Annotated in this window: 23 protein-coding genes; 3 read left to right on the forward strand and 20 right to left on the reverse strand. The window is 37.0% G+C overall.

Going from position 1 to position 23,389, the window contains the following annotated elements:
• Positions 1-42: 42 nt before the first annotated feature.
• The 10 genes from RST01_RS01525 to RST01_RS01570 all read right to left on the reverse strand — a co-directional run bounded on the left by RST01_RS01525 (position 43) and on the right by RST01_RS01570 (position 11,937).
• Positions 43-1,755 carry a methyl-accepting chemotaxis protein gene (locus tag RST01_RS01525; RefSeq protein ID WP_147193573.1) on the reverse strand — a complete coding sequence of 571 codons (1,713 nt, stop codon included), beginning with the start codon at positions 1,753-1,755 and terminating at the stop codon, positions 43-45.
• Between the two features lie 211 nt (positions 1,756-1,966).
• Positions 1,967-2,866, reverse strand: coding sequence for a patatin-like phospholipase family protein (locus RST01_RS01530; protein ID WP_147193574.1), 900 nt, complete (start codon positions 2,864-2,866; stop codon positions 1,967-1,969).
• Between the two features lie 87 nt (positions 2,867-2,953).
• Positions 2,954-3,766 (reverse strand): metallophosphoesterase, encoded by an 813-nt coding sequence (locus RST01_RS01535; RefSeq protein ID WP_147193575.1) that lies wholly within the window; start codon positions 3,764-3,766, stop codon positions 2,954-2,956.
• A gap of 147 nt (positions 3,767-3,913) precedes the next feature.
• Positions 3,914-5,335, reverse strand: coding sequence for a polysaccharide pyruvyl transferase family protein (locus RST01_RS01540; protein ID WP_147193576.1), 1,422 nt, complete (start codon positions 5,333-5,335; stop codon positions 3,914-3,916).
• Between the two features lie 148 nt (positions 5,336-5,483).
• Positions 5,484-6,089, reverse strand: a complete 606-nt coding sequence (locus RST01_RS01545; protein ID WP_147193577.1) for a hypothetical protein — start codon at positions 6,087-6,089, stop codon at positions 5,484-5,486.
• A 175-nt stretch (positions 6,090-6,264) separates the two neighbouring features.
• Entirely contained in the window at positions 6,265-8,337 is a 2,073-nt protein-coding gene (locus tag RST01_RS01550) for a catalase (protein ID WP_147193578.1), read from the reverse strand.
• A gap of 319 nt (positions 8,338-8,656) precedes the next feature.
• Positions 8,657-8,926, reverse strand: coding sequence for a DUF2087 domain-containing protein (locus RST01_RS01555; RefSeq protein ID WP_147193579.1), 270 nt, complete (start codon positions 8,924-8,926; stop codon positions 8,657-8,659).
• A gap of 28 nt (positions 8,927-8,954) precedes the next feature.
• Positions 8,955-9,452, reverse strand: a complete 498-nt coding sequence (locus tag RST01_RS01560; protein WP_147193580.1) for a DUF1648 domain-containing protein — start codon at positions 9,450-9,452, stop codon at positions 8,955-8,957.
• 147 nt (positions 9,453-9,599) lie between these two features.
• Positions 9,600-10,379 carry a YqhG family protein gene (locus RST01_RS01565; RefSeq protein ID WP_147193581.1) on the reverse strand — a complete coding sequence of 260 codons (780 nt, stop codon included), beginning with the start codon at positions 10,377-10,379 and terminating at the stop codon, positions 9,600-9,602.
• Positions 10,380-10,410: 31 nt separating this feature from the next.
• A complete protein-coding gene (locus RST01_RS01570) occupies positions 10,411-11,937 on the reverse strand; it encodes a DEAD/DEAH box helicase (protein WP_147193582.1) in 1,527 nt (508 codons plus the stop codon).
• A gap of 203 nt (positions 11,938-12,140) precedes the next feature.
• On the opposite strand from RST01_RS01570, the gene RST01_RS01575 reads away from it, so the two are divergent.
• Positions 12,141-12,485 (forward strand): hypothetical protein, encoded by a 345-nt coding sequence (locus tag RST01_RS01575; RefSeq protein WP_147193583.1) that lies wholly within the window; start codon positions 12,141-12,143, stop codon positions 12,483-12,485.
• Positions 12,486-12,859: 374 nt separating this feature from the next.
• Here RST01_RS01575 and rnz read toward each other — a convergent pair whose 3' ends face one another.
• From rnz to RST01_RS01595, 4 genes are all read right to left on the reverse strand, one after another.
• Entirely contained in the window at positions 12,860-13,807 is a 948-nt protein-coding gene (gene rnz / locus RST01_RS01580; RefSeq protein ID WP_147193584.1) for a ribonuclease Z, read from the reverse strand.
• Positions 13,808-13,810: 3 nt separating this feature from the next.
• Positions 13,811-15,058, reverse strand: coding sequence for a DNA polymerase IV (locus tag RST01_RS01585; protein ID WP_147193585.1), 1,248 nt, complete (start codon positions 15,056-15,058; stop codon positions 13,811-13,813).
• A gap of 98 nt (positions 15,059-15,156) precedes the next feature.
• A complete protein-coding gene (locus RST01_RS01590; protein WP_147193586.1) occupies positions 15,157-15,987 on the reverse strand; it encodes an MBL fold metallo-hydrolase in 831 nt (276 codons plus the stop codon).
• 90 nt (positions 15,988-16,077) lie between these two features.
• Positions 16,078-16,419: a hypothetical protein gene (locus RST01_RS01595; protein ID WP_147193587.1), complete on the reverse strand. Its 342-nt coding sequence runs from the start codon at positions 16,417-16,419 to the stop codon at positions 16,078-16,080.
• Positions 16,420-16,533: 114 nt separating this feature from the next.
• Between RST01_RS01595 and RST01_RS01600 the strand changes: the two genes are divergently transcribed.
• Positions 16,534-17,160 (forward strand): LysE family transporter, encoded by a 627-nt coding sequence (locus RST01_RS01600; RefSeq protein WP_147193588.1) that lies wholly within the window; start codon positions 16,534-16,536, stop codon positions 17,158-17,160.
• On the opposite strand, the gene RST01_RS01605 is transcribed toward RST01_RS01600, so the two are convergent.
• From RST01_RS01605 to mce, 5 genes are all read right to left on the reverse strand, one after another.
• Positions 17,157-18,533 carry an amino acid permease gene (locus tag RST01_RS01605; RefSeq protein WP_184117495.1) on the reverse strand — a complete coding sequence of 459 codons (1,377 nt, stop codon included), beginning with the start codon at positions 18,531-18,533 and terminating at the stop codon, positions 17,157-17,159. The genes RST01_RS01600 and RST01_RS01605 overlap by 4 nt on opposite strands.
• Positions 18,534-18,712: 179 nt before the next feature.
• Entirely contained in the window at positions 18,713-19,183 is a 471-nt protein-coding gene (locus RST01_RS01610) for a chemotaxis protein CheW (protein ID WP_147193589.1), read from the reverse strand.
• Positions 19,184-19,196: 13 nt separating this feature from the next.
• Complete coding sequence (locus tag RST01_RS01615; protein ID WP_066786748.1) at positions 19,197-20,318, reverse strand: M20/M25/M40 family metallo-hydrolase; 1,122 nt, start codon at positions 20,316-20,318, stop codon at positions 19,197-19,199.
• Positions 20,319-20,553: 235 nt separating this feature from the next.
• Positions 20,554-22,110 carry an acyl-CoA carboxylase subunit beta gene (locus RST01_RS01620; protein ID WP_147193590.1) on the reverse strand — a complete coding sequence of 519 codons (1,557 nt, stop codon included), beginning with the start codon at positions 22,108-22,110 and terminating at the stop codon, positions 20,554-20,556.
• A gap of 3 nt (positions 22,111-22,113) precedes the next feature.
• Positions 22,114-22,527 (reverse strand): methylmalonyl-CoA epimerase, encoded by a 414-nt coding sequence (gene mce, locus RST01_RS01625; protein WP_147193591.1) that lies wholly within the window; start codon positions 22,525-22,527, stop codon positions 22,114-22,116.
• Positions 22,528-22,753: 226 nt separating this feature from the next.
• On the opposite strand from mce, the gene prli42 reads away from it, so the two are divergent.
• Positions 22,754-22,849, forward strand: coding sequence for a stressosome-associated protein Prli42 (gene prli42, locus RST01_RS15910; protein WP_150284233.1), 96 nt, complete (start codon positions 22,754-22,756; stop codon positions 22,847-22,849).
• Between the two features lie 39 nt (positions 22,850-22,888).
• Here the strand turns inward: prli42 and RST01_RS01630 are convergent, their stop codons facing one another.
• The gene (locus RST01_RS01630) at positions 22,889-23,377 is read right to left on the reverse strand and encodes a DinB family protein (RefSeq protein ID WP_147193592.1); all 489 of its coding nucleotides are present in this window, start codon (positions 23,375-23,377) and stop codon (positions 22,889-22,891) included.
• Between the last annotated feature and the right edge of the window lie 12 nt (positions 23,378-23,389).

Raw genomic sequence — 23,389 nt, forward strand, 5'->3', positions numbered from 1 at the left:
GTTATGAAAGAAATCCCCCATTTATCTCAATGGGGGATTTCTTTATTCTTTCAATTGAAATTGCATTACATGGTTTTCAAGTTGGCATGCCATCTCATTGGTGGTACCTGAACGAGTGGATACTTCATCAATCCCAGCAGTCGTTTCTTCTGCAGCCGCAGAGATACTGTTCATCGTGTTTTCAATACCGCGAATGGAAGTTGCAAGTTCCTGGATCATCTCTGCTACATGCTGTGCCTGATCCGTTTCCTTTGCCATTAAATTAGATATTACCGTTGTTTCCTTTACAGTTTCAGCAACTGATACTGCTATTTCGCTTAATGCTGTGACAGTTTGACTAACCGTTTCAGCACCTTGTTCTATCTGCTTGGTATTGTCTTCTACTGATTCTAGGACATGTTGAATTTTTTTCATAATATCTTGTACGAGCTTTTCGACTTGTGATGCTTCGCCATCTGATTGTTCGGCAAGCTTACGCACTTCTTCTGCTACTACCGCAAAACCTTTTCCATGCTCACCTGCTCGTGCAGCTTCAATCGATGCATTTAGCGCCAGCAAATTTGTCTGGGAAGCAATACCCGAAATGCTTGTCGTAATAGTTTGGATTTGTGAAGCAGATTCGACTAAATCAGATATTGTCTGGCTTACTTCTTGGGAACCGCCCCTGATTCTCTCCATATCACGGCTGATTTCAATGGCACGTTGCTCACCTTGCTTGGCCACTGCCATTGTTTGATTTGATTTTTCTACAGTTTGATCAGCTCTTTGCTTCATTTCTATCGACTCTTCTGCAAGCGATATTAATACAGTCGAAGCGTTTTCTGTATGGTGCATCCCATCAGTTACAGCTATCGAGACGTCCTCTATATTATGCGCAACAATTTGTACGGCATTATTCATTTCAGTTAACGAACTTGCAGTCTCTTGCGCATTTTCACTCAACTGATGTGATGTAGTATGCATCGTGGCAATCATCTGTTCCAAATTATCGCTCACTTGATTTAGTGTTTGAGCAAGATCGCCAATTTCATCATTACTTTTAATCTGGTTATTGGCAACAGAAAGATTACCTGAAGCAATTTCTTTTGCCTGTGAGATTAATTGGGAAATCGGCTTCGTCTTACGGCGAATTAAGAAGAATGTTACGATTGCGGCTAAAAGCATAGGAATTATACTTACTAGAATTCCTTTACTCACCACACCCCATGTTCTCGTACTAACAATATTTGCATCAAAATCTATTACACTAACAGCAATAATTTCTTGCGTTGGATCATTATCCTTATAGATAGGGGCATAACCAGATAAACGTTTCAGCCCTCCATATGTATACGGCTCTGTATATGTGGAATGTTTCATACTAAGTAGGGTACTCATTGCACTTTTGTCAATGTGAAAGGAATCTCCCGTATGAAAACCCTTGTCCGTTAAATTTTGATCTAATGCTAGAATGTTTCCTTCTAAATCAAGGATATACTGTGATTCAAAAATATCCTTATGTGCTGTTGTCCAATTAAGCTGTTCACTGATCCGGTCCTTTGCTTCTTGATTCCCGGATAATGCTTGATTCACGTCTTCTGGTTTTATTAAACCAGTTGTAATATTAGCGCAGCCATACGCCTCTATGCCTGCCGCTTCATATAGTTTATCGTAAGCAGTTTTATATGTAGCGATTGAAGAAATCACCATCATCACAATCAATATACCAGCAATGATAGAACCTAGTTGAAAGGTTAATTTTCTTGTAAACTTCATAGTTGAATTTTCCTCTTTTCTATTAAACAGCCAATAATCATAATCAATTGGATAATTTCCAAATTTTATTATAACGAAAGTAGTGCTTAAAATATAGCTTTTATGTGAGAAAAGTTTGTGACAACTCATACAATTGTCTCTTTTTCATAAAAAAAGAGAGACTGGATTTCCCAATCTCTCATTTTTTTATATTTTATTTATTAAAATGCTGTTAATGTTGATAAGAATACATGCCACTCCAGCTTTTCAAGAAATCGAATGTGCGTTTCTTACCAATGTCAATTAATATTTCTTTCGTTTCTCCATCTAAAGAAAATTGTGTAGCGCTAAATTTCTCAACTGGTAAAAAAATAATATTTTTTTCATGTACACGGGAAATATAGCGCTCATCATGCGCATCCTTCATCGTCGCAAAAAGCGCCTCAAATAGCTGTAATCCATTTCGAATTTTATGTGGCTCCATATCCTTTCGTGAATTACTTAGCTTAATGCCAATAACAGGTCGCTCCTTATTGACCTCCTCATCAAACAGCCAGATTGGAAAATTGCTGAGCACACCACCATCTACAACAATAGATTCGCCTTGCCCAACATATAGTTTGACAGGCTCAAAGAAAAACGGAACACCACAACTCATTCTTAAAGCTCTCGAGACTAAAAAAGATCCAGGTTCTATATTATAAGTATTCAAATCATCTGGGAACACAATCATTTTTCCATTCGTTAAGTCGGATGCTATCAAGCGTAGCGAACCTTCTGGAAGATCACTAAACGTATAAATGTTTTTTTCTGACAACTTTTCATAAAACCATCTTTCAAGCTCTAACCCTTTGTAAATCCCCATTCGAAAATAGAGATTAATCCATTTCATGAAAGGTAGATTAAACATCATTTTTCTTTGATCCAGAAAAGTACTTACATCTAATTCATCAAGCATGGTTTCAATCTCATTTGCTGTATATCCGGCTGCCAAAAAACAGGCCACAATAGCGCCTGCACTGGTACCTGCTACACGATGGAAATATATATCATTCTCTTCAAGCATTTGAAGAGCACCCACAAATGCAAAGCCTTTAATTCCTCCACCCGAGAAAACGCCATCAACTAGCAAAGTGCAGTCCCTCCTCATTACACTGTAATAGAAGGTAAGTGATTTTAGAACAAATAAAAAAAGATTTTCTTTAACAGAAAATCTTTACTAGCTTAAAAGCTCTATTACAACAATTTCGGGTCGATTAAACAGGCGAAACATTGACCCGCTATTTCCTAATCCACGAGAGATTACTTGAATCATATTGTCAGTTTTATGGACACCTTCAACCCTCGAAGGGAATAATCGATAGCTATGATCAATCAAACCACCGATAAACGGAATGCGGATAATGCCGCCATGTGCATGGCCATTGAATGTTACATCAACTCCACGCTCTGCATAAAGTTTATGGTGTTCTGGACGATGTGCAAGCAAAAGAATAGGTAAAGAATAGTCAATCCCAGCAAGCGCATTATCTAACATTACTTCTAGATCTTTCCCGCCTGCTGGGTCTTCTATTCCGGCGATTTGAAGATACTTGCCGTTATGGTGGAACAATTCATAATGATTAGCTAAGATATGAACGCCCATTTTTTTGAGATGATCGCGAAGGTCAAACCAACCTTCAATTAACTCTTCGTGATTGCCTGTTATGAAATAAACAGGTGCAATGTTTAATAAGGACTTTACTGTGTTAAGACCTCTCACTTCATTGAAAAAGAATCGGTCCACCAAATCACCAGTGATAAAAATTATATCAGGATTTTGACCATTCACATGATCGATTAGATGTCTTTGATTCTTTCCAAATCGGGCATGATGCAAATCTGATATTTGAACAATCCGCAATCCTTCCAATTCACTTGGAAGCTTGTTAACTCGAATCCTATACGTTGATAATTGGAGCCACTGCTGATTTAGATAAAGGAATCCCTCAATCAAACCAAATGCTGCCAAGAGTTTTAAAAAGCGTTTCATCTCTACTCAACCTTTCATGCATTATAGCACTATTGTTCCTCCTAAATAGCTGGACGAAACATGGCCACTATAGAATATGAAATTTCAGCACTTTCTATCACGGAATCGTACGGGTGAATTATTAATTTTAAGAAGCGCTTCACCAGTTTACTTCTTATTGTCAAATAACCTTGCTGCCTTTAATGCTAATTGCACTGATTTACGATTTAACGTAGCCTTTTGTACTTTCACTTCTTGTTGCAGTGTATTGATTTCTTTTTTAAGCTGCGGAATTTGTTTTTGAATTTGTTTTTGAAGCTGAGCAATTTTTTTTTCGCTTTTACTTTTTTCAACAGCTTTTTCTTGTTCAAAAATTCCTGCCCATCGTCCAATCAATTCTTCATGTGAACATGCAACAAATGATTTGACTGCAGGGTAATAATCTACCTTTTCAATTCTTTGATCGAATACTGTATTTTTTACATTTGGATCTTCTTTAAATACATGGTCAAGCCCATTCTCATTCAAAAAGCTTATATAGCGATCAAAGTTTTCTGGCGCCCTTTTACTAACTTTTTGGAAATCTGCTTTCTCCACTACATCCAAAATATTAGTATTATCATCTATATCATTGGCCCATAAATAAGTGAAATCATGATATTCCGCAAGTTCTCTCATACGGCCGTCCTTAGGAATGATAATGCTAGGAGTTCCAGCTAAGATTGCTGCTACATTACCATGAAGACGAGCACCAAAGCTTAGGTCAGCTTGTCCGACAAACTCAAGCCAGGATGGAACATTCGTAAAATAACGGACACGATCTTCTTGATATAGTTGATGTGCTACTTTATAAGGGAAGTTTGATCCTTTACCAGGCAGGTCAGGTCCGCCTAAATAAATCATTCGAAGTTCCCGGAGCCATTGTGGAATATAATAGTGGTCAGGGAAAGCGTGGGCACTGCGGTCAATAAAGTCTAAAACATGTTTAGGAGATTTTGGCGAGTTATTAATCGTTACCATTGAATCCTGCGTGATTGTAGTATTGCGGATCGGCAAATCTCGACCAAAACCAAACATTGATGGGCAACCAATTACTGTATGGTCTTTCCCTTCTGTAAATCCTAATTTGGTTAAATATCGTGCAGTAATATCGCCTCGGACACCAATAATCGAAGATTTATTAAGAACTGCTTTTACAAAATCTTTAACGTCTTGATCAAATTCAAACGACTGATCTAGATTTGGTTCAAAATCAATGCTAAGCCCTACCCCAATTACATAGACAGGTATCGTCAAGCGATTAATCAATTCGGCATATTTCTTAAGTTTCGGTGCGAAGCTTGGTCTGAAAGCATCCGCAAGCGGTATAATATAGCCATCATAATTTGCATTGATATAATCTGCTCTATTTGGATTGATTTTATAGTAATCAGGCGTCAATTTGACGTCCTCTGTAGTTAATGTTCTGAAAATACTATAGGCATACACTAGATTCCCAACGTTGCTGCCAATCGAATTATGGACAATTTCATAAGCCGGAGTAAAGTTTTCATAAGGAGACATACCAGCTCTTATTAAATAATGTTTCATTCTTTTCTCGATCTTCCTTTCAAAAATATGCATTATTCGACATGTTTACTACGTTATCATATATTCAAAGTGTTGTCTAACTAGCTCAATTGCTAGAGGCTTTATTACAACTTAGTACCCAATAAAAAAAGACAGCATTAAATCAAAGTTACTGGTTTAATACTGTCTTTTTTTTTGAGATGCTTTCGTCCAAACCAGCTATCCCATTTTGTTTTAAAATACTCTGTAATTTATGTTTAGTATTTTCATCTGTAACAATACATCTAACTGAAAAAAGCTGCTTTTTTATAACTAATTCGTATCCATTATTAATCTCCTTACTGTACCCGTAATAAGGATGGTTAAAGTCGATAGGTTGGAAGTTAAATGATTTCATTTTTCTCCAAGGAATATATTTGTTTCCTAGTATTATGCCTTTCTCAACTATTGCAAATAGATTAAGAAGATTTTTAATATTTACTAATGGGATAACAGCTAAAATAAAGGTATTGATTGAAAATAAATAACTATAGATTAACGCACCATATGCAAACATTAAAGCTATTACGTATAAGAACACACTTCCTTTTATTCCCTTAAGGGATTGACGAGCATTTTTTCTCTGTGGAAATATTTTTATATTCTCTTGGTCTTGAATGGTTAATGGAAAAATTACAGGACCCTTCAATTTATATACAAGTCGTATAAAATTTGCAGTAAAGTAAAGGAGAACAGCTATTAAGATAAGATAAAGAAATAACATGAATAACATCATAATATTCACCCCTCGTATATGTATTATTTTAATTTTACCTTATTTTCCTTTATATAGAAACTAAAAATCCTCTTATCATTGACTGATAAGAGGAGCTATTTAATTCTAAAATTTATTGACTAAAAAGTAAATAAACTGGCTGAATTGTCAGCCAGTCTATTTATCTTTTATAATATTATGTGCGATCCCAGAAGCGTTCCATCGCAATTGCATTGACAAATTCTTTATGGAAGTTTGGATTATTTGCAGCAAATACTACGCCTGACAAGTTATTATTTTGAGTTGTAGGAATGTAAGCTTTACCTGTTGATGCTACTCCTATTGGTTTATAATGTTTGTAAGCTTCCTGAACGAATATGGCCATTTCGCCATCAAACATAGGTTGGTCTGTCGAAGTACCACCAACAACATATAGTGAATCGACTAAATATGGACTTGAAGTGAGGAACGTTTTATTGACCATAATTGACGTACCGTCATCTCCCTTAACTTCTCCAAGCTTATCACTAATAACATCCACAAATACGCCGTTTTCCTCTAGTGAACTCAACGCCTCAGATACTTCTTTTCCGTTGAATCCATTACCAATTAATACACCTACTTTACGTGTATAAGCTGAACTATTCATATTCGTATATTGACTTAGAGATGGGTAGCTTGTTTCAACTGGGACATGTGTACCACTTGGACGATCTACGCCGAGATTATCAGCAACAATATAGGCCATTTCTTGGTCTACGTTTACAAGTTGATCTACACATTGTTGGCGTACGGACTTGCTTAATACGCTACCAATTTGGAAGCTCAACGCTTTAATTGTATGTTGTTTTTCAATCTCCGTTAAACTATTCCAGAATATTCTTGGTTGTGTATAGTAATCAGTAAATGAATCACTTCTTGCTCTCGTCATGGTTCCGTCCACTTTTTGAGGATAATGTTCATAGCCTCCCTCTTCGATTGGTGTTGTATGAGGCGAACTATTACTTAATGAATTATTATTGTATTTTGCTTCGTCTACATCTATTGGATATCTCATAAAGCCTTGTTGCGAGTTATTATGGAACGGGCAGACCGGTCGATTTATAGGTAAATCCTGGAAATTAGAACTACCCAGGCGATGATATTGAGCACTTTGATAAGCAATTAGTCTACCTTGCAGTACAGGGTCATTAGAAAAATCAATACCTGGCACTACATTTGCCGGATTGAATGCAACTTGTTCAATTTCTGCAAATTCATTATCAACATTTCTGTTTAACGTCATTTTACCAATGAGTTTAACTGGTACAAGTTCTTCTGGCCAGAATTTAGAAGGATCAAGAATATCAAAGTCAAATTTGTGTTCATCCTCTTGTGAGATGAGTTGTACACCTAATTCGTATTCTGGGTATGCACCTTTATCAATTGCTTCTCTCAAATCTCGTCGATGGTAGTCCGGGTCAATCCCACCGATTTTTTGTGCCTCATCTTGCAATATTGAATGGACACCGAGTACTGGCTTCCAAACAAATCTAACAAATGTAGGAACACCTTCCTCATTAACAAATAAGTACGTATTAATCGCCCATGATTCCATCATACGGTAACTTCTTAAGATGCCTCGATCAGACATTACCCATAAAGCCATATGAAGAGCTTCTGGATTGTTTGCTACATAATCCCAAAACGTATCATGGGCACCCGCACCTGTTGGCATACCTGTTCGTGGTTCTGCTTGATATGCATGAATAACATCCGGGAATTTCATAGGATCTGTGTTAATTAATACTGGCATTGCAATGGATGTTAAGTCATAGTTCCCTTCTTCTGTATAGAATTTCACACCTAAGCAGCGTAAGTCTCTGGCTGTATCTTTAGATCCTCTGCTCCCTTGTACCGTTGAAAAGCGTACAAATAAAGGAGTCTTTTTGCCTGCCTCTTGTAAGAATCCCGCTTTTGTTAGGTCTTTCATCGATTCGTAACATTCAAATTCGCCATGCGCTCCATATCCTCTCGCATGTACCTTCCTTTCAGGTATAGGTTCACGCACAAATTTGGTCATTTTTTCAAAATAATAGTAATCTTGTTGCAAAGAAGGACCACGTTCACCTGCAGTTAATATTTCGGCGTCATTTACTACCTTTCTGCCTTGATTCGTTGTTAATGGTTTACCCATATTACTTACTCGATAATTTTCTAATTGTTCGTTTTTACTGTTTTCATTTACATTGGTTTTAATTGATTTATCTTGTGCCACAAAATCACCCATCCTATTTTTATTTTCTTCTACAATCTTGAATTTACCCTAAATTTTGGACAATAAACTTTTTCAATAGATATCGCCTGCCCAATAAATCGCTGTTAATATTAACTAGCTCACTATTTTTTACCCAGCTTAATTTTTCTGAAACGCATGTATACATAAATATTTAACTATCAAAATTTATTTTTTTAAAAATTAATTCTAGTGAAAATACAACCTGTAACTATCCTTCATACAATGAAGGTTTGCTATTATAAACAATTCATGTGTCTGAAACTATAATATAAAAAAGGACATGAGATGGGCTTCATGTCCTTTTTATTCATTATATAGGGCGTTCATCTGAATTGACTGTATATTGGCTGCCATCATTTGTTCTTCGCAGATAGTCATAATCCACCAAGTATCTTCTCAAAATAGCAAAGTCATCATACATTTGCTGTAGGTTTTCATTTACTTCTTTTTCTGTGTATATTTTATTTTTTTTAAAGCGTTGAATGATAATATCTAGAATCTGCAGTTTGTTTTTTTCTTTTTTAGGTATTGTCAGCAGCTGTCCTTTTTTAAAGTAACGCTCTTGGATAGTTTTATTCATAAGCATTTCCCCCTACTCCCTTAAATCTTTACTGGATTTTCTGTTGCCGTATAATACCCACAATTAATGGTATGAGTGTGCATGCAAGAACGGCAGGGAGAAACCATATACCAAACCCCTTCCACCATCCCATCGCAATGGAAACGGACTCAAATGCAATCAGAGAGAAAAGAATTAGGCAAATATTTTTTATTTGGTTGAGCATTTGCCTACTGATTAAGTAAAAACTTATTGCATTTTCTTCGTTTATTCTTGCGGGGTAGTTATGGATTTCCGGGTGCTTTTCAATTGGCACCATAATAAGGAAGATGATCAAGCTTATCCCCGGCAATAAAAAAAGTTCCCATTTTGAGCCCATGCGGTCTACCTTGCCTGCTGCATTGTAATGGGCAGGGACCTGTTCCGGCAAGCGTCCCCATACAAGCACTAGAAAGATAATTGACCCAGCAAAGAACAAATAGCCAAACATATCAAACATTTTTTCATTTTTAGTTTTAGGCAGGTGAATTTTTGGTCTTTTGCCCATGATGTTTCTTCTCACTCCTTTATTATGCTTTAGTTGGAATTTATGTATGTATAAACCAATTATAACACAATTGAATGAAAATTTCGTTTATATTTCAATAATCCCATACGAAAAAGCTCAATACAGCATAGTGTATTGAGCTCCAACTTATTTCAAATAAAAGATACCGCCATTAATAATTTCACATTTAATCTTCGCCGCATACCGTTCCTCTAGTGCCTTTTTTTCGATTTCGTAGCACTCAGGTTTATCTTCTACATCATTATAGAAGTAATCGAGAACTCTTTGATCTCTAACCCATTTTTGTTTTGCTTTCTCTGCCCAATTATGGTCATCGCCTTGGATGATATTATAAAGTAACTCATCAAGTCGTTCTATTCCTCTGAGCGGTTTTATAATATATTGTAACGGAAACGCAGCATCCGGTCTTTCCGACACAAATGACAGCTCTTGAATCTGTTCATGGAATTGTTCGATTACCTCCCCAGTCATTAAATTCAAGCCGAAAGAAAAAAGCATTTCTTTTGTTTGATCACAGTAATAGGAAACTTTATAGTTTACACCGAGAAAAGGTGTTAAAAATATTTGGTCCTGATTATCATCAACAGCTTCATATAAATGGACATATGCACCGAGTTGCTGTGCTACGCGAAAGATTTGATTAAGCCGATAAGAACCAAATCGTACGATCTCCCCTTTTACATCTTCCAAAACTTCTTCGGGATGTGTAATACATGTGAGTTGAGCAGGACAAGGAACACCATTCGTACTCTCAACATATTTCCAATAATAAGGGCGATTCATAATTCGTTTGTCCATGTCGATTGTCAATTGAGCCGTAATATAATGAGGATGCCTTTCGATAATAGAACAGTCTGTTTCTTCAAAAAAATGGCTCAGATATTCGTTCACTTGCGAAGAATACATGCTTTTCTCCTTTCTAAACATTTTCCTAAACCTAAATTGGATGTTTGTAAGTTAAGATATCGTCTAACTCCCCGACAACTTTTTCAAAAACGTCAATTTTCAAATGCAGGAGATCTAATATTTTTTGTTCAATCGTATCTGCTATTGCCAAATTATAGATTTGGACATCGTGTTCTTGTCCTAATCGATGAACACGACCGATTCGTTGTTCTAGCTTCATTGGATTCCATGGTAAGTCATAGTTAATAATATGGTGGCAGAATTGAAGGTTAATCCCTTCCCCTCCCGCTTCCGTTGCAATTAATACTTGCGCCTTTTCCTTAAACAAATATTTCATATAATCGCGTTTACTTTTATTATATTTACCATTAAATAGTACACTGGTTATGCCGTTATTATGCAAGAACCATTGAAGAAAAATCTGGGTTGCACGGTATTCTGTAAAGATAATCACCTTATCCTCGGCACTACGTACAATCTCTAACACTTTTTCAGCCTTAGCATTCGTTTGGAGTGCCATTAATTGTTCTATTACTTCTTCGACGAATGCAATTTCATCTTTCGTATTACAGTTTTTCATCATATTTTCTAGTGTAAGACATGTAGCTTCTTTACTGCTACACATTTCTTTTTGCAATGTAATCATAGAAAAGGAGCCTGCAAAGACAGGTGAGATGTCTTTCAATTGAAGTATTAAATCATAAACTTCTCTTTCCTTTTCAGTAAATTTAACAGGGATATTATGCACTTTTCTTGTTGTCCATTCAATGCCTGTATCCTGACGCCTATTTCGGACCATTACTTGATTAACGAGTTCCTTTAGAAACTCGTCGTTTTCTAAATCATGCTTGCTCGCTTTAAATGATGATTGAAATACATCGAAGTTGCCTAGATGACCAGGTTTTAGAAGTGAGATGAGATTGAAGAGTTCAAATACGTTATTTTGAATCGGGGTAGCAGTTAATAATAGACAAAACTTTTTCTTTAAGCTTTGAACAAATTCGTAGATTTTAGTCTTATGATTTTTAAGTTTATGCGCTTCATCAATAATAATCATGTCATACGCCTCTGCATAGATAGCCTCTTTATGTGGACTTTTTTTGGCAGTATCCATACTCATGACGAGAATATCTGTATGCTCAATGGAAGTGTTCTTTCTATAGGGGATGGCCGGTATATAAAATTTACTCGTTAACTCATCAGACCATTGATTGACAAGAGATGCAGGTGCAAGAATTAGAGCTTTTTTAACAAGGCCTCTCATGAGGTATTCTTTTAATATTAAACCTGCTTCAATTGTTTTACCGAGTCCTACTTCATCCGCGAGTATAGCTTTACCGTTCATCCTTTCGATCACCGTCTGGGCGGCTTCTAGCTGATGTTCAAGTGGTGTTACGTTAGGCAAATATTTCAATGACTTTAAGCCAGTAAATTCAGTGATAAGATTCGTTTTAACAACATCGTAGCACATTTTGTACAGTTTCCAGCTATCCCACTGTTGTGTGTTGAGCCTTTCAGCGAATTCTTCCTCCCAATTAGGCGATTTTTCCACATTCATGCGATCACCTCTTATATTCTTTTGTCTTAACATGTGCCAATATCGCATAAACTATGTTATTTCCTTAATGAAATTAAGCAGGCATTAAACCAATTCCTTTATAGTCCACCTCATATACTAAAGAGAGGAAGGAAGCATAAACAATTATGTATTCATTTCGCTTTGATTATCCTTTGCATAATAAAAAAGGAGGTGTTTTTTGAATGGGTGGAAATAATAATTCAGAAAACAGAAGAAAAAGCAGCAATTCATCCTCTTCCAACTTCAAAAAACATCCGGCCGTGAATGACTATAGCTTAGAAGATTTAACAAGCGGAAAACCATTGGATGTCGTGGTAGCTGCTTTATTACTTTCAGGGAAGTTAAAAGTGGATGGAGTTCAATTATTCCGCGAATCACCAGCACTCATTGTGACATTAATAGGGAAGTTTGGAACTGGTGATGATAATAAAAACAACAATACAAAAAATTTTCCCCAAGGCACTAATGGATGGAACGATGTATTTGATGTTTTTCAACAACGTACACAAAAAGGTGATGATTCTTGAATAATAAATTTTTTGGAAGCGGAGCTTTTTCGAACGCTATCATGCTAGTGGTGTTATTGTTTTTGCTTATTTATGGAACAAATCGAGTTACAAGAGTACCTGTTATAATAGAATCTATATGACTAGACAACAGCACAAACAGTATCCAGTGAAATGAATATACTACTACTAATCCAAGTGATAACAGCCATGGCTTTGGTGAAGCCATTTGCGCGTTTATTCACCTGGAACAATTCCTCCTAAAATTTCAGGCAACGCCCTTTGTCTGGAAACTCAGAAATATACACTCCCACCTTTTTTCGGATACTTTGCCCAAATGAATATTTGGGCTTTTTCCTTTTTTCTGTAACCAACAAACACTCATCTATTCCATTTTATTTTTTTGATGTTTGTTTTAATTCTCCGTGTAGCCAGGTAAATTCATCGAGGTCCTTCACAATATAAGCATTCGGAATAATCTTTCTTACTTCATGAACCATTTTTGATGCGTCTTCAGATAAGTAACGCGCACTAATATGGTTTAGTAGCAAATTTTTAACCCTTGCTTTTTGTGCAACCTTTGCTGCAATTAGATTGGTTGAGTGCCCGTAAGCAGCCGCTCCTTCTTCAAGAGAAGCATCAAACGTACTCTCATGAATCAAAACATCGGCTTCTTCACTAAGTCTGACACTATTTTCAGAATACATAGTGTCCCCTAATATGGTGACCGTAAAACCTTTCTTAGGCTCTTCGGTGACTTCTATACTTCTGACAACTGTCCCATCCTCTAATACAATGTCTTCTCCATTCTTAAGTCTCCCCAATAATGGCCCTTTAGGTACGCCAAGTGCAACAGCTTTATCCATAAGAAGGGTACCCTTTTGCTGTTTTTGCTCAATTCTATAACCATAGCTTGGTACCACATGCTCTAATGGCATTGCCTTAACTATAAATTGCTCATCTTCAAATATAATTCCTTCATTCACTTCTACAAAGCGAATAGGATAACCCAAATGTGTGCCTGTAATTTTGAACGTAAGCAGAATCCATTCCTCAATGCCTTTTGGTCCATATATGGTTAAAGGTCCATCTCCTCCTAAAAAGGAGCGAGATCCAAGAAATCCAGGCAGCCCAAAAATATGGTCGCCATGCAAGTGTGTGATAAAGATTTTATCAATTTTACGTGGTTTAATTGTTGTGTGTAATACGAGGTGCTGGGTAGCTTCTCCACAGTCAAAAAGCCAAATAGTCCCTCTTTCTTCTAATAATTTGAGTGCAAGCGAGCTTACATTTCTTCCTTTTGATGGCATGCCAGCACCAGTTCCTAAAAATTGGATTTGCATCTATTATCCCCTCTCTCGATGATCATCTAAAAAATCTTTGCTAAAGCTTGTTTTTGATTCATAGGTAGTTTTTTTTGCATGTTTAATGCCTTTTGTAATCATATCCTTGCCGAATTTATATTGCAATTCTTCAACAACTTTACGAATTGGCTCCTCTTTTGCGTATTTTTCATATGTAAAAAGAGATAGTTGTTCTACTGTATCTGACTGATCTACTACATTGCTAACTGTCACACCAAGCAGGCGTACAGGATTTCCATTCCAATGTTTTTCAATGAGGGAGAGTGCGATTACTTCAATATCTTTTTTCTTAAAAATAGCGTTTTGTGAAGTTTTGCTCCGTGTATAATTATGCCAATCTGCATCTCTAATTAAAATGGAGACCGTATGCCCTGCTAATTTCTTCGCATCCAACCTTTTAGCTACACGCGTACATAGTTCTTCTATAGCAGCTTGAAGCTCTGAAAGAATCATTAAATCAGAAGGAAATGTCACGGAGTGCCCAACTGATTTAGTGTCGTAAATAGAATTAGGATCGACTTCCCTTTGATCTATTCCTTGAGCTCTATTCTTCAATCGAAGGCCATTTTTTCCAAGATTCGCTTTCAATAAATAATCTTCGCTTCTCGCTAAATCGCCAATTGTTGCAATCCCGATTTCTTTTAGTTTGTTGGAAGTGCTAGATCCAACACCGTGCATCTCAATGACAGGCAAATGCCACAGCATTTTTTCAACATCGCGCTTCCGTAGGATTGTAATGCCCATGGGCTTTTTCATATCAGAAGCCGTTTTTGCTAAAAACTTGTTCGGCGCTATGCCAATTGAACAAGGCAAATCAAGCTCATGCAATATACGTGTTTGAATCATTTCCGCTAGTTGTATTGCTTCAATTCCATGTGCAATTTCCGTTACATCTACATAGCCTTCATCGATCGATACAGGCTCAACAAGGTCGGTGTATGAGCGTAAGATATCGAACATCGCTTTTGACGCATGGCGATATCGTTCAAAGTTTGGTGGCAGTACAATAAGATTTGGACACTGTCTCTTTGCTTCCCATACAGCCATTGTCGTAAAAATGCCTTTTGCCCTTGCTTCATAAGAACAAGTAACGAGTATCCCTTTCCTTTCGCTAGGATTACCAGCAATGGCTACAGGCTTCCCCTTTAATTCAGGATGGTATGCTTGTTCAACAGAAGCATAAAAACTATTCATGTCAATATGAAATATAATCCTTCCACGACCATTCATACAATCCCTCCATCGATCACACGTTCTCTATTTAGTATACCAAATTTTTGAGTTTTTTTTCGATAAAAAAGCAAGCGAGATTTCCGCTTGCTGATGATTTATTGATTAGGCTTTGCATATTCAGCGTAATGATGGACAAGGTGATCCAGACCATCTCTTAATTCTTGACCTGACATTGCTACGCCGTGTCCTGTGATTGCCACTTCAGGCTTTAATTGTATTAACTTTTTTATCGACTTTAATGCTTCAGCAAAGTCTTGCGTCAGATATTTTGGTGGCCCGCTAATTTCCTCTTTTTGCGAAATCACACTTGTCAGAGATTCTTGCTTAACTGTTATAAACGCATCCCCTGCGATTAAGGCACGGTCTTTATCTCTGAAGAATGAGACATGACCTCGCGTATGGCCTGGTGTATGAATCCAGCGAAACTCGGGTAAGAAAGGCACACTCCCATCTGTTGGCAATGCTTGCACATGATTGCCTAAGTTAATCGCATCGTTCGGAAACATAGGCGACATTTTTGCAACTAACCCAGGATCTGAACTAGCATCGGGATGGGGATAATTCATTGCTCCTGTTAGGTAAGGCATCTCCAATTCGTGTGCATATACAGGGACTTCCCACTTTTCGATCAGTTCAATAATAGATCCGACATGATCGAAATGGCCATGCGTAAGAATAATCGCCTTTGGTTTATTCTCTTTGCCAAAACGTTCCTCTACCTCTGCTATAATCTTGTCAGCTTGCTTTGGAACCCCTGCATCTACTAGTACAAACTCATTGCAATTCGGCTCGCCGACTAAGCAAATATTTGCAATCTGTGTTGTATACATATAAAGATCAGGGAGCACCTCGACCCCTTTTCCACTTGCAACGGAAGTAGCAGGGATGAATTTATAATCATTGCCATACTTCATCTCTTGTTCCATACTTAATCTCCTTTCTAATTCTGTTTGTGATCTATTACCCTTTCTTTCAGAAAAGAATCATTGCTCCCACTGCGTCCTTGGACATTAAATTTATTCTTCCTTTTTCCCTTGCTGCTCTTTGTTATCGTTCATTGAGCGGTAAACCATTGTCTTCATACTGCCCTGAACAACATTCTCCAAGAAAAATGAACCAACCAATTCTAAATATTTGTCATCATCGTACATTTTTTTATTTTGTAGTTCCATTTCAGCCAAGCCATCATATGTTGCTAAAAGTGCATACGTGTAATCTTCTCCAACAATCGGCAGTAGAATATCGACAGTGTGATGATAATTTTCATTGCGGTATTTTTTTAATTCCTGTAAGTTCTCAACAGCTTCCTTGAATTTTTCTTGTTTCATTTCAAACGTTTGATAAACATATAGTGGCATTCTATTTTCAACTCCCTTTAATTAATTTCATCATAGATTCCTCTAAATAATAGTTGTAGAATGGACAGCTTTTGAATAGCATGTACTAAACACTTTTCTTGAAGGAGATACTTAATGGGGATTTTTTTTAGCTATATTTTTCTAGGTTTATCCTTAGCTGCACCAATTGGTCCTGTAAATGCGGCACAATTGGACAAAGCGTTGAAATTCGGTTTCTTGCATTCATGGTTCGTTGGTTTAGGTGCCATTCTTGCTGACGGGATTTATATGCTTGTCGTCTATTTAGGGGTTGTACAGTTTCTTGATACGCCTTTTATGCAAACTCTATTATGGTCTTTTGGATGTTTTGTGCTTATTTATACAGGCATTGAGAGTATGGTTAGTGCTGGTAATGTACAAGTTACACCAAAAAAAAATAACGCTTCATTGTCAAAATCTTTCTTCTCTGGGTTTTTTATGTCCATCTCAAATCCACTAACAATCCTATTTTGGTTAGGTATTTATGGTTCGATATTAGCAAAGACCATTTCCGAAAATGATAATATGCACATTGCCCTCTATAGTTTCGCTATCTTTTTAGGATTATTGCTGTGGGATGTGACAATGGCTTTGACTGCTAGTAGCTTTAAAAAATTTGTTGCTGGAAAGCTGTTAGTGGCCATTTCTTTCATTTCCGGATTATCTTTAATTGGATTCGGTCTTTATTTTGGCATTCAAGCCATAAAACTAATGTTCTTCTAAATGCCTTTTGGATAACTATTTACTTTCTTTTTAGTACCTTTTTTCTGAGTGAAATGGCGAATAATCAGCACAATTGCAACAAAGGCTACAAATAATAAACTCATATAAAAACCCATTCTTGTTGACTTATGAAGCAGTGTCCCGCTTATTGCTACAAGAATTAACGCCATGCCAACAAAGCGTTTGATATGATCAAAACTGGTTGCCTTCACGATCTTTGGCAAAGAAATTAAAATAAAAAGCCAATTGTATAAAAGCATAAGACCGGCGGCAGTAGTGATGTATTCATATACACGGTCTGGCATAATCCTTGAAAATATAATAGAAGCTATCAATCCACAAATCGTCAATCCAAGAGCAAATGGGGGCACTTTCAGTTTTCCTTGTTTAGAAAAGATTTTTGGCGCATCTGAGTCTTCAGACATCGTTACTAACATGCTTGTTACTGCAAATAATGATGCTGCCATTGTCGAAAAACCGGCGATAATAATAGCTCCGTTAAAAACATGTGGGAAAAACGATAGCTGGTATGGATCCAGTGCGATAGCAAATGGGCTTTCTTTTGCATTGAATTTTTCCAAGGCCGCTAACGAGGATGCGAGGAAAATGGATATTAGATAAATGGTTGTGAGTATAGCTAACATCACGTTGCCTGATTTCTTAACATCTTCTTTATTTTTTAGCCTGGTGGAGAGGATACCCATGATTTCAATACCGCCAAATGCATAAAAGCCGAATATAAGTGCACCCCATAGACCCATAAGACCATAAGGAGAAAATTCTTTTAAATTACTCGGCATGCTAAAATCATTTTTGCTGCCGCCAAATAAGCCGAATATAACTGCGATGGCCAAAATAATAAACATGAAAATCGCAGCTACCTTAATGACAGCAAATATATTTTCAATTTTTTCAAATCCTTTCGTACCAATCACTACGACTAGCACACCGAGAATTGCATAAATTGATGCAAAAATCCATAAAGGAACAGAAGGAAACCAAAAACGAGTAAGTAATGACAGGGCAGTCAATTGACTACCGGTAATAAGAATTTCTGAAAACCAATAAACCCATCCGCTACTAAATCCTGCCCAATTGCCGTAAGCTATCTTTGCATACGAGCGAAATGAACCTTTTTGTGGATTATGCGCAGACATTTTACCGAGAGCATCCATTACAATATAAGTACCTAAGCCTGCTAAAATGAATGCAATCATAATAGACGGCCCTGTTTTTGTTATACCTATTCCTGACCCTAGAAAATAACCAGTCCCAATTATACTTCCTACTCCAACAAGTGATAGCTGCCACCAGGAGAGCTTCTTTTCCTTTTTATCATCGCTTTGCGACCCAATACGTGAAGGAATTTCCATCAGAATCCCTGCCTTTCTTATCACGCCTATTTTTAGCAATATAATTAGATTTATACGCTTTACTCTTGTTTGCTAAAAGAGGAAGCAGATTGGCTCATATCATCGCTATTGGTTGTATGAACTAAAAAACAAAAAGAGCCATAAGCAATGGAAGCTTATGGCTCAAATAATAATGGTTTTTATATTTGTACTTCTTCTTCTTTAAGGTGTTGCAAGTAAGCTTTAATATCTTTAATTCCTTCCAATGTATCAACTAGCACATCTGGCGAAATCAATGTAATCAATCGATCATCTAGGTTTGCTACTGCCTCAAAGAATTGAGTTTTGGCATAATTAACAAGTCCAACTTGTTTCAGAGCAGATTCTTCAATGTCTAGAATTTCTTTAGCATCCGCCACCATTAAACCAAATATTAATTCGTCTGATTGAATGACTATCACTTTTGCAGTCGATAAATCGGCATTTCTCTGATATAAAATGCGCTCACAATCTAAAATGGGACGCAACTCGCCTCTAATCTTTGAAAAACCAACTAAATATTCAGGAAGATGCGGAATAGGCGTAATATGTTCCGCCTTTTCTATTGCGTCCACACGTTCAACCGGCACTGCATATTCTTCTTTACCACATGAAAAAACGATAACTTTCATATTTGCTTTCCCTCTATTTCACTTTAGCAGAACATTTTACGATTTCTACAAGAAGCTCAGCCAATTTTTCTAGCTCTTCAATAGGCATTCTTTCAGATGTTGTGTGAATATTTTCATAGCCCAATGCCAAGTTAACTGTTGGTATGCCAAAGCCTGCGATTACATTGGCGTCGCTGCCGCCACCTGATTGCATTAATTTTGGTTCACGTCCAATATTGCTTGCAGCTTCTTGTGCAATTTGTACAACTAAATCATCCGGACCAAATTTGAAGCCAGGATACATACGTGCAACTTCTACTTCTGCTTCGCCGCCCAATTCTTTTGCAGCTGTTTCAAATGCTTCCTTCATATGATTTTCTTGTTGAATTAACTTTTCTTCTACAAGTGAACGACACTCTGCTAATACAGATGCTTCATCACAGACAATATTTGTAGCTTTACCGCCTTCAAAACGACCGATATTTGCAGTTGTTTCAGAATCGATTCGGCCCAACTTCATTTTGGCAATTGCTTTTGCAGCTATAGTTATAGCAGATACACCTTTTTCAGGTTCTACACCAGCGTGCGCTGTTTTTCCTTTTAATGTAGCAAAGATTTTTGTTTGGAATGGAGCTGCTGTAACAATGCCCCCTACCTTACCGTCAGAATCTACTGCAAAACCATATTTAGCAGTGATTTTGTTAGGGTCTAATTCTTTTGCTCCTTCAAGACCTGATTCTTCACCAGCTGTAATGATGAATTCGATGTCGCCATGCTCAATATTTTCTTCTTTTAAGCGTTTAGCTAATTCAAGCAGTCCAGCAATTCCTGCTTTATCATCTGCTCCAAGAATAGTTGTACCATCTGAATAAATATATCCATCTTCTTTAATTACTGGTTTAATACCTACACCAGGCACAACAGTATCCATATGGCATGTGAAGTAAATCGGCTGAACATCTGTTAATGAGCCTTTTAATGTTGCAATTAAGTTTCCTGATGCATGACCGTTGCGGCTCGCTGAATCATCTTCAAAAACATCAAAACCTAATGCTTCTAATTTACTAATCAATACAGGCGAGATTTTTTCCTCATGATATGTTTCGGAATCGATTTGAACTAATTCCATAAATTCTTCTACAATACGGCTTGGCATGTTGCAAGACTCCTTTATTTATGTAATAAAAATGGTACTTTAAACCCTTAACTTACTGCGAAGTCAAAATTCCTAATGAAAAATAACTGCCTTAACTGTTAGGATGGGTATGCTTTAAGCACAGTGGAAAAGTAATAGTCCCACTGTGTAAAGTTTCAATAAATAGTTTATCATAATTCAGTCCAAACACCTATGTAGTTGCCTCAGCAGGCAACATTAACATTTAGTTTACTTGTTATAGAGGAATATTGCCATGCTTTTTATATGGCCGTGTTTCTTGCTTGGAGCGAAGCATTTCAAGTGACTGCATAAGCTTTATACGTGTTTCTCGCGGATCAATTACATCATCTACTAATCCGTGTGATGCCGCCACATATGGATTGGCAAACTTTTCTTTATATTCATCTATTTTTTTCGTACGCATCGCTTCTGGGTCACTTGCGCCTGCAATTTCAGAGGCATGGATAATATTAGCTGCTCCAGACGCTCCCATTACTGCAATTTCAGCATTTGGCCATGCATATACCATATCCGCTCCAATAGATTTAGAATTCAGTGCAACATAAGCACCACCATAAGCTTTTCTTAGAATGACAGTTATTTTAGGTACCGTCGCTTCTGAATAGGCAAAGAGAATTTTTGCGCCATGACGAATGATGCCGCCATGCTCTTGTTTAACTCCAGGGAAAAAGCCTGATACATCTTCAAATGTAATGATCGGAATATTGAAAGAGTCACATGTACGAACAAAACGTGCCAGTTTATCGGATGAGTCGATATCAAGCCCGCCAGCAAGTACTTTAGGCTGATTGCATACAAGGCCCACTGATTCACCATCAATTCGTCCAAATCCAACAACCACATTTTTTGCAAATTCTTTCTGCACTTCCATAAATGAATTTGCATCCACCACTTGTTCAATAACTTTCCTAACGTCATAAGCTTTTGTTTGATCAACTGGTACAATGTCTAGTAATTCTGAACGGAAATTATCGTCGTTTGAAGAATCTTCACGTCGTTGAGTTGGCGTTTTCTCTCTATTATTTTGCGGCAAATAACTAAGTAACTGTTTCACCTGTTCAAGTGCATCCGGTTCTTCAGACGCTCGAAAATGAGCATTGCCACTTATAGTATTATGGACTTTGGCACCGCCGAGTCCCTCTGAAGTAATTTTTTCACCTGTCACAGTTTCAATAACTTTCGGTCCTGTAATAAACATTTGGGATGTATTATCAACCATAAATATAAAGTCCGTAATAGCAGGTGAATAAACCGCTCCCCCTGCACAGGGTCCCATAATAACCGAAATTTGAGGGATGACGCCTGAATAAATAGAGTTCCGATAGAAGATATGTCCATAGCCATCAAGCGATAACACACCTTCTTGAATGCGGGCACCCCCGGAATCATTGATACCAATAAATGGAGCACCATTTTTTGCAGCTAAATCCATTACATTAGCAATCTTTTTCGCATGCATCTCGCCAAGCGCTCCGCCAAATACGGTGAAATCTTGAGAAAATACATATACCGGACGTCCGTTAACCTTGCCGTAGCCTGTTACTACGCCATCTCCTGGTCCCTTTTTTTCTGCCATGTCAAAATCAACTGTCCTGTGATGAACAAAGGGATTAATTTCTACAAATGTCCCTTCATCCAGTAGCAAATCAATGCGTTCACGTGCTGTTAATTTACCTTTTTCATGCTGTTTATCAATGCGAGATTCGCCGCCCCCAAGCTCAATTTCTCTTTTTCTATCATATAATTCATTAATTTTGTCATACATATCCATGTGTTAACTCTCCTCCTTTTCGTTACGTTCGACTAATTCATAAAGAACGCCATTCGATGATTTAGGATGAATAAAAGCAACCTTTGCCCCGCCCGCACCGTTCTTTGGCTTCTCTGATAAAAGGGTTGCTCCTTCTTTTCGCATCCTTTCCATTTCATCCTCAATGTTTTCTACTAAAAGAGCGATATGATGTATACCTTCTCCTCTCTTTTCTAAATATTTATATATAGCGCTTTCATTTGTAAGCGGCTCAAGTAATTCTATATGCGTATTGTTTGCATCTATAAATGCAACTCGCACTCCCTCTGACTCTACTTCTTCAATATTTAATAATTTCATTCCTAATACATTTGTATAATATGTAGTACGTTCATCTAAATTTTTAACGGCAATGCCTATATGATCTATGTTTTTCAATGCTGACACCCCTTTTGTATTCTAGTCTATTGTAGCTGAATTATTCAGAAAACTCTACTAATACTTGTTTATTGAATGAGATTTGGTAAAATATTTTTAAGAGATCAGCGAAACAAGTGAAACTTCAATTTAGGTTCTGTTTTCCGTATGTTGAGGGTATTCTGTCTTTGTCCTCTTGAGGTTATGGATTAAAGAATTTATATAGCGGTAAAAAGGAGAGAGAACAATGAGCAATAAAACTATTCAAAAAGTAGTCGTTATATTAATGGCTCTTATTATGGTCATGTCCATTCTAACATTCGGTTTAGCAATGATTCGATAATAAAAGAGCAGACTCTTTAAATAGCAGTCTGCTCTTTTTTTATAGTCCTAGCTTTTGCTTAACTTCTTGTATTTGTAGAATATGCCTTTTTTCATGGTAGCCGACAAAAGGAATCCATTGATCGAGACTCATCAGTCCAAAAGCAGGGTGAGGAAATGCTTTTTGTTTAAGTATTTGTACGTCTACTGCTTTTTCTACATCTTCTAACTGCTGATGTGAGGTTGATAATTTCTCTTCCAGCTCATTTATGTTAGCAAATTTATCAGATGGTAATGCAGTGGCAGGAGCGTTGACTTTAACATCGCGATTAACAGTTGCTTCAATAGGTTTATGACTTACCGTAGCATTCTCCCCTTTTTCAGCATTTTGCTTAATCATCATCGCTATATTTGATTCCAACAAGTATAAATGCTCTACAATTTCCTTAATAGACCATTCTTCTGATGAAGGTTTTTTATTTAAATTTTCATCAGATATGCCACTGATTTCTGTTAATAGTTCTTCTCTTGCTTGGTCATTGATTTTCATTCTGAAATCTCC

The sequence above is a fragment of the Rummeliibacillus stabekisii genome (assembly GCF_007988965.1).
Taxonomy (GTDB): Bacteria; Bacillota; Bacilli; order Bacillales_A; family Planococcaceae; genus Rummeliibacillus; species Rummeliibacillus stabekisii.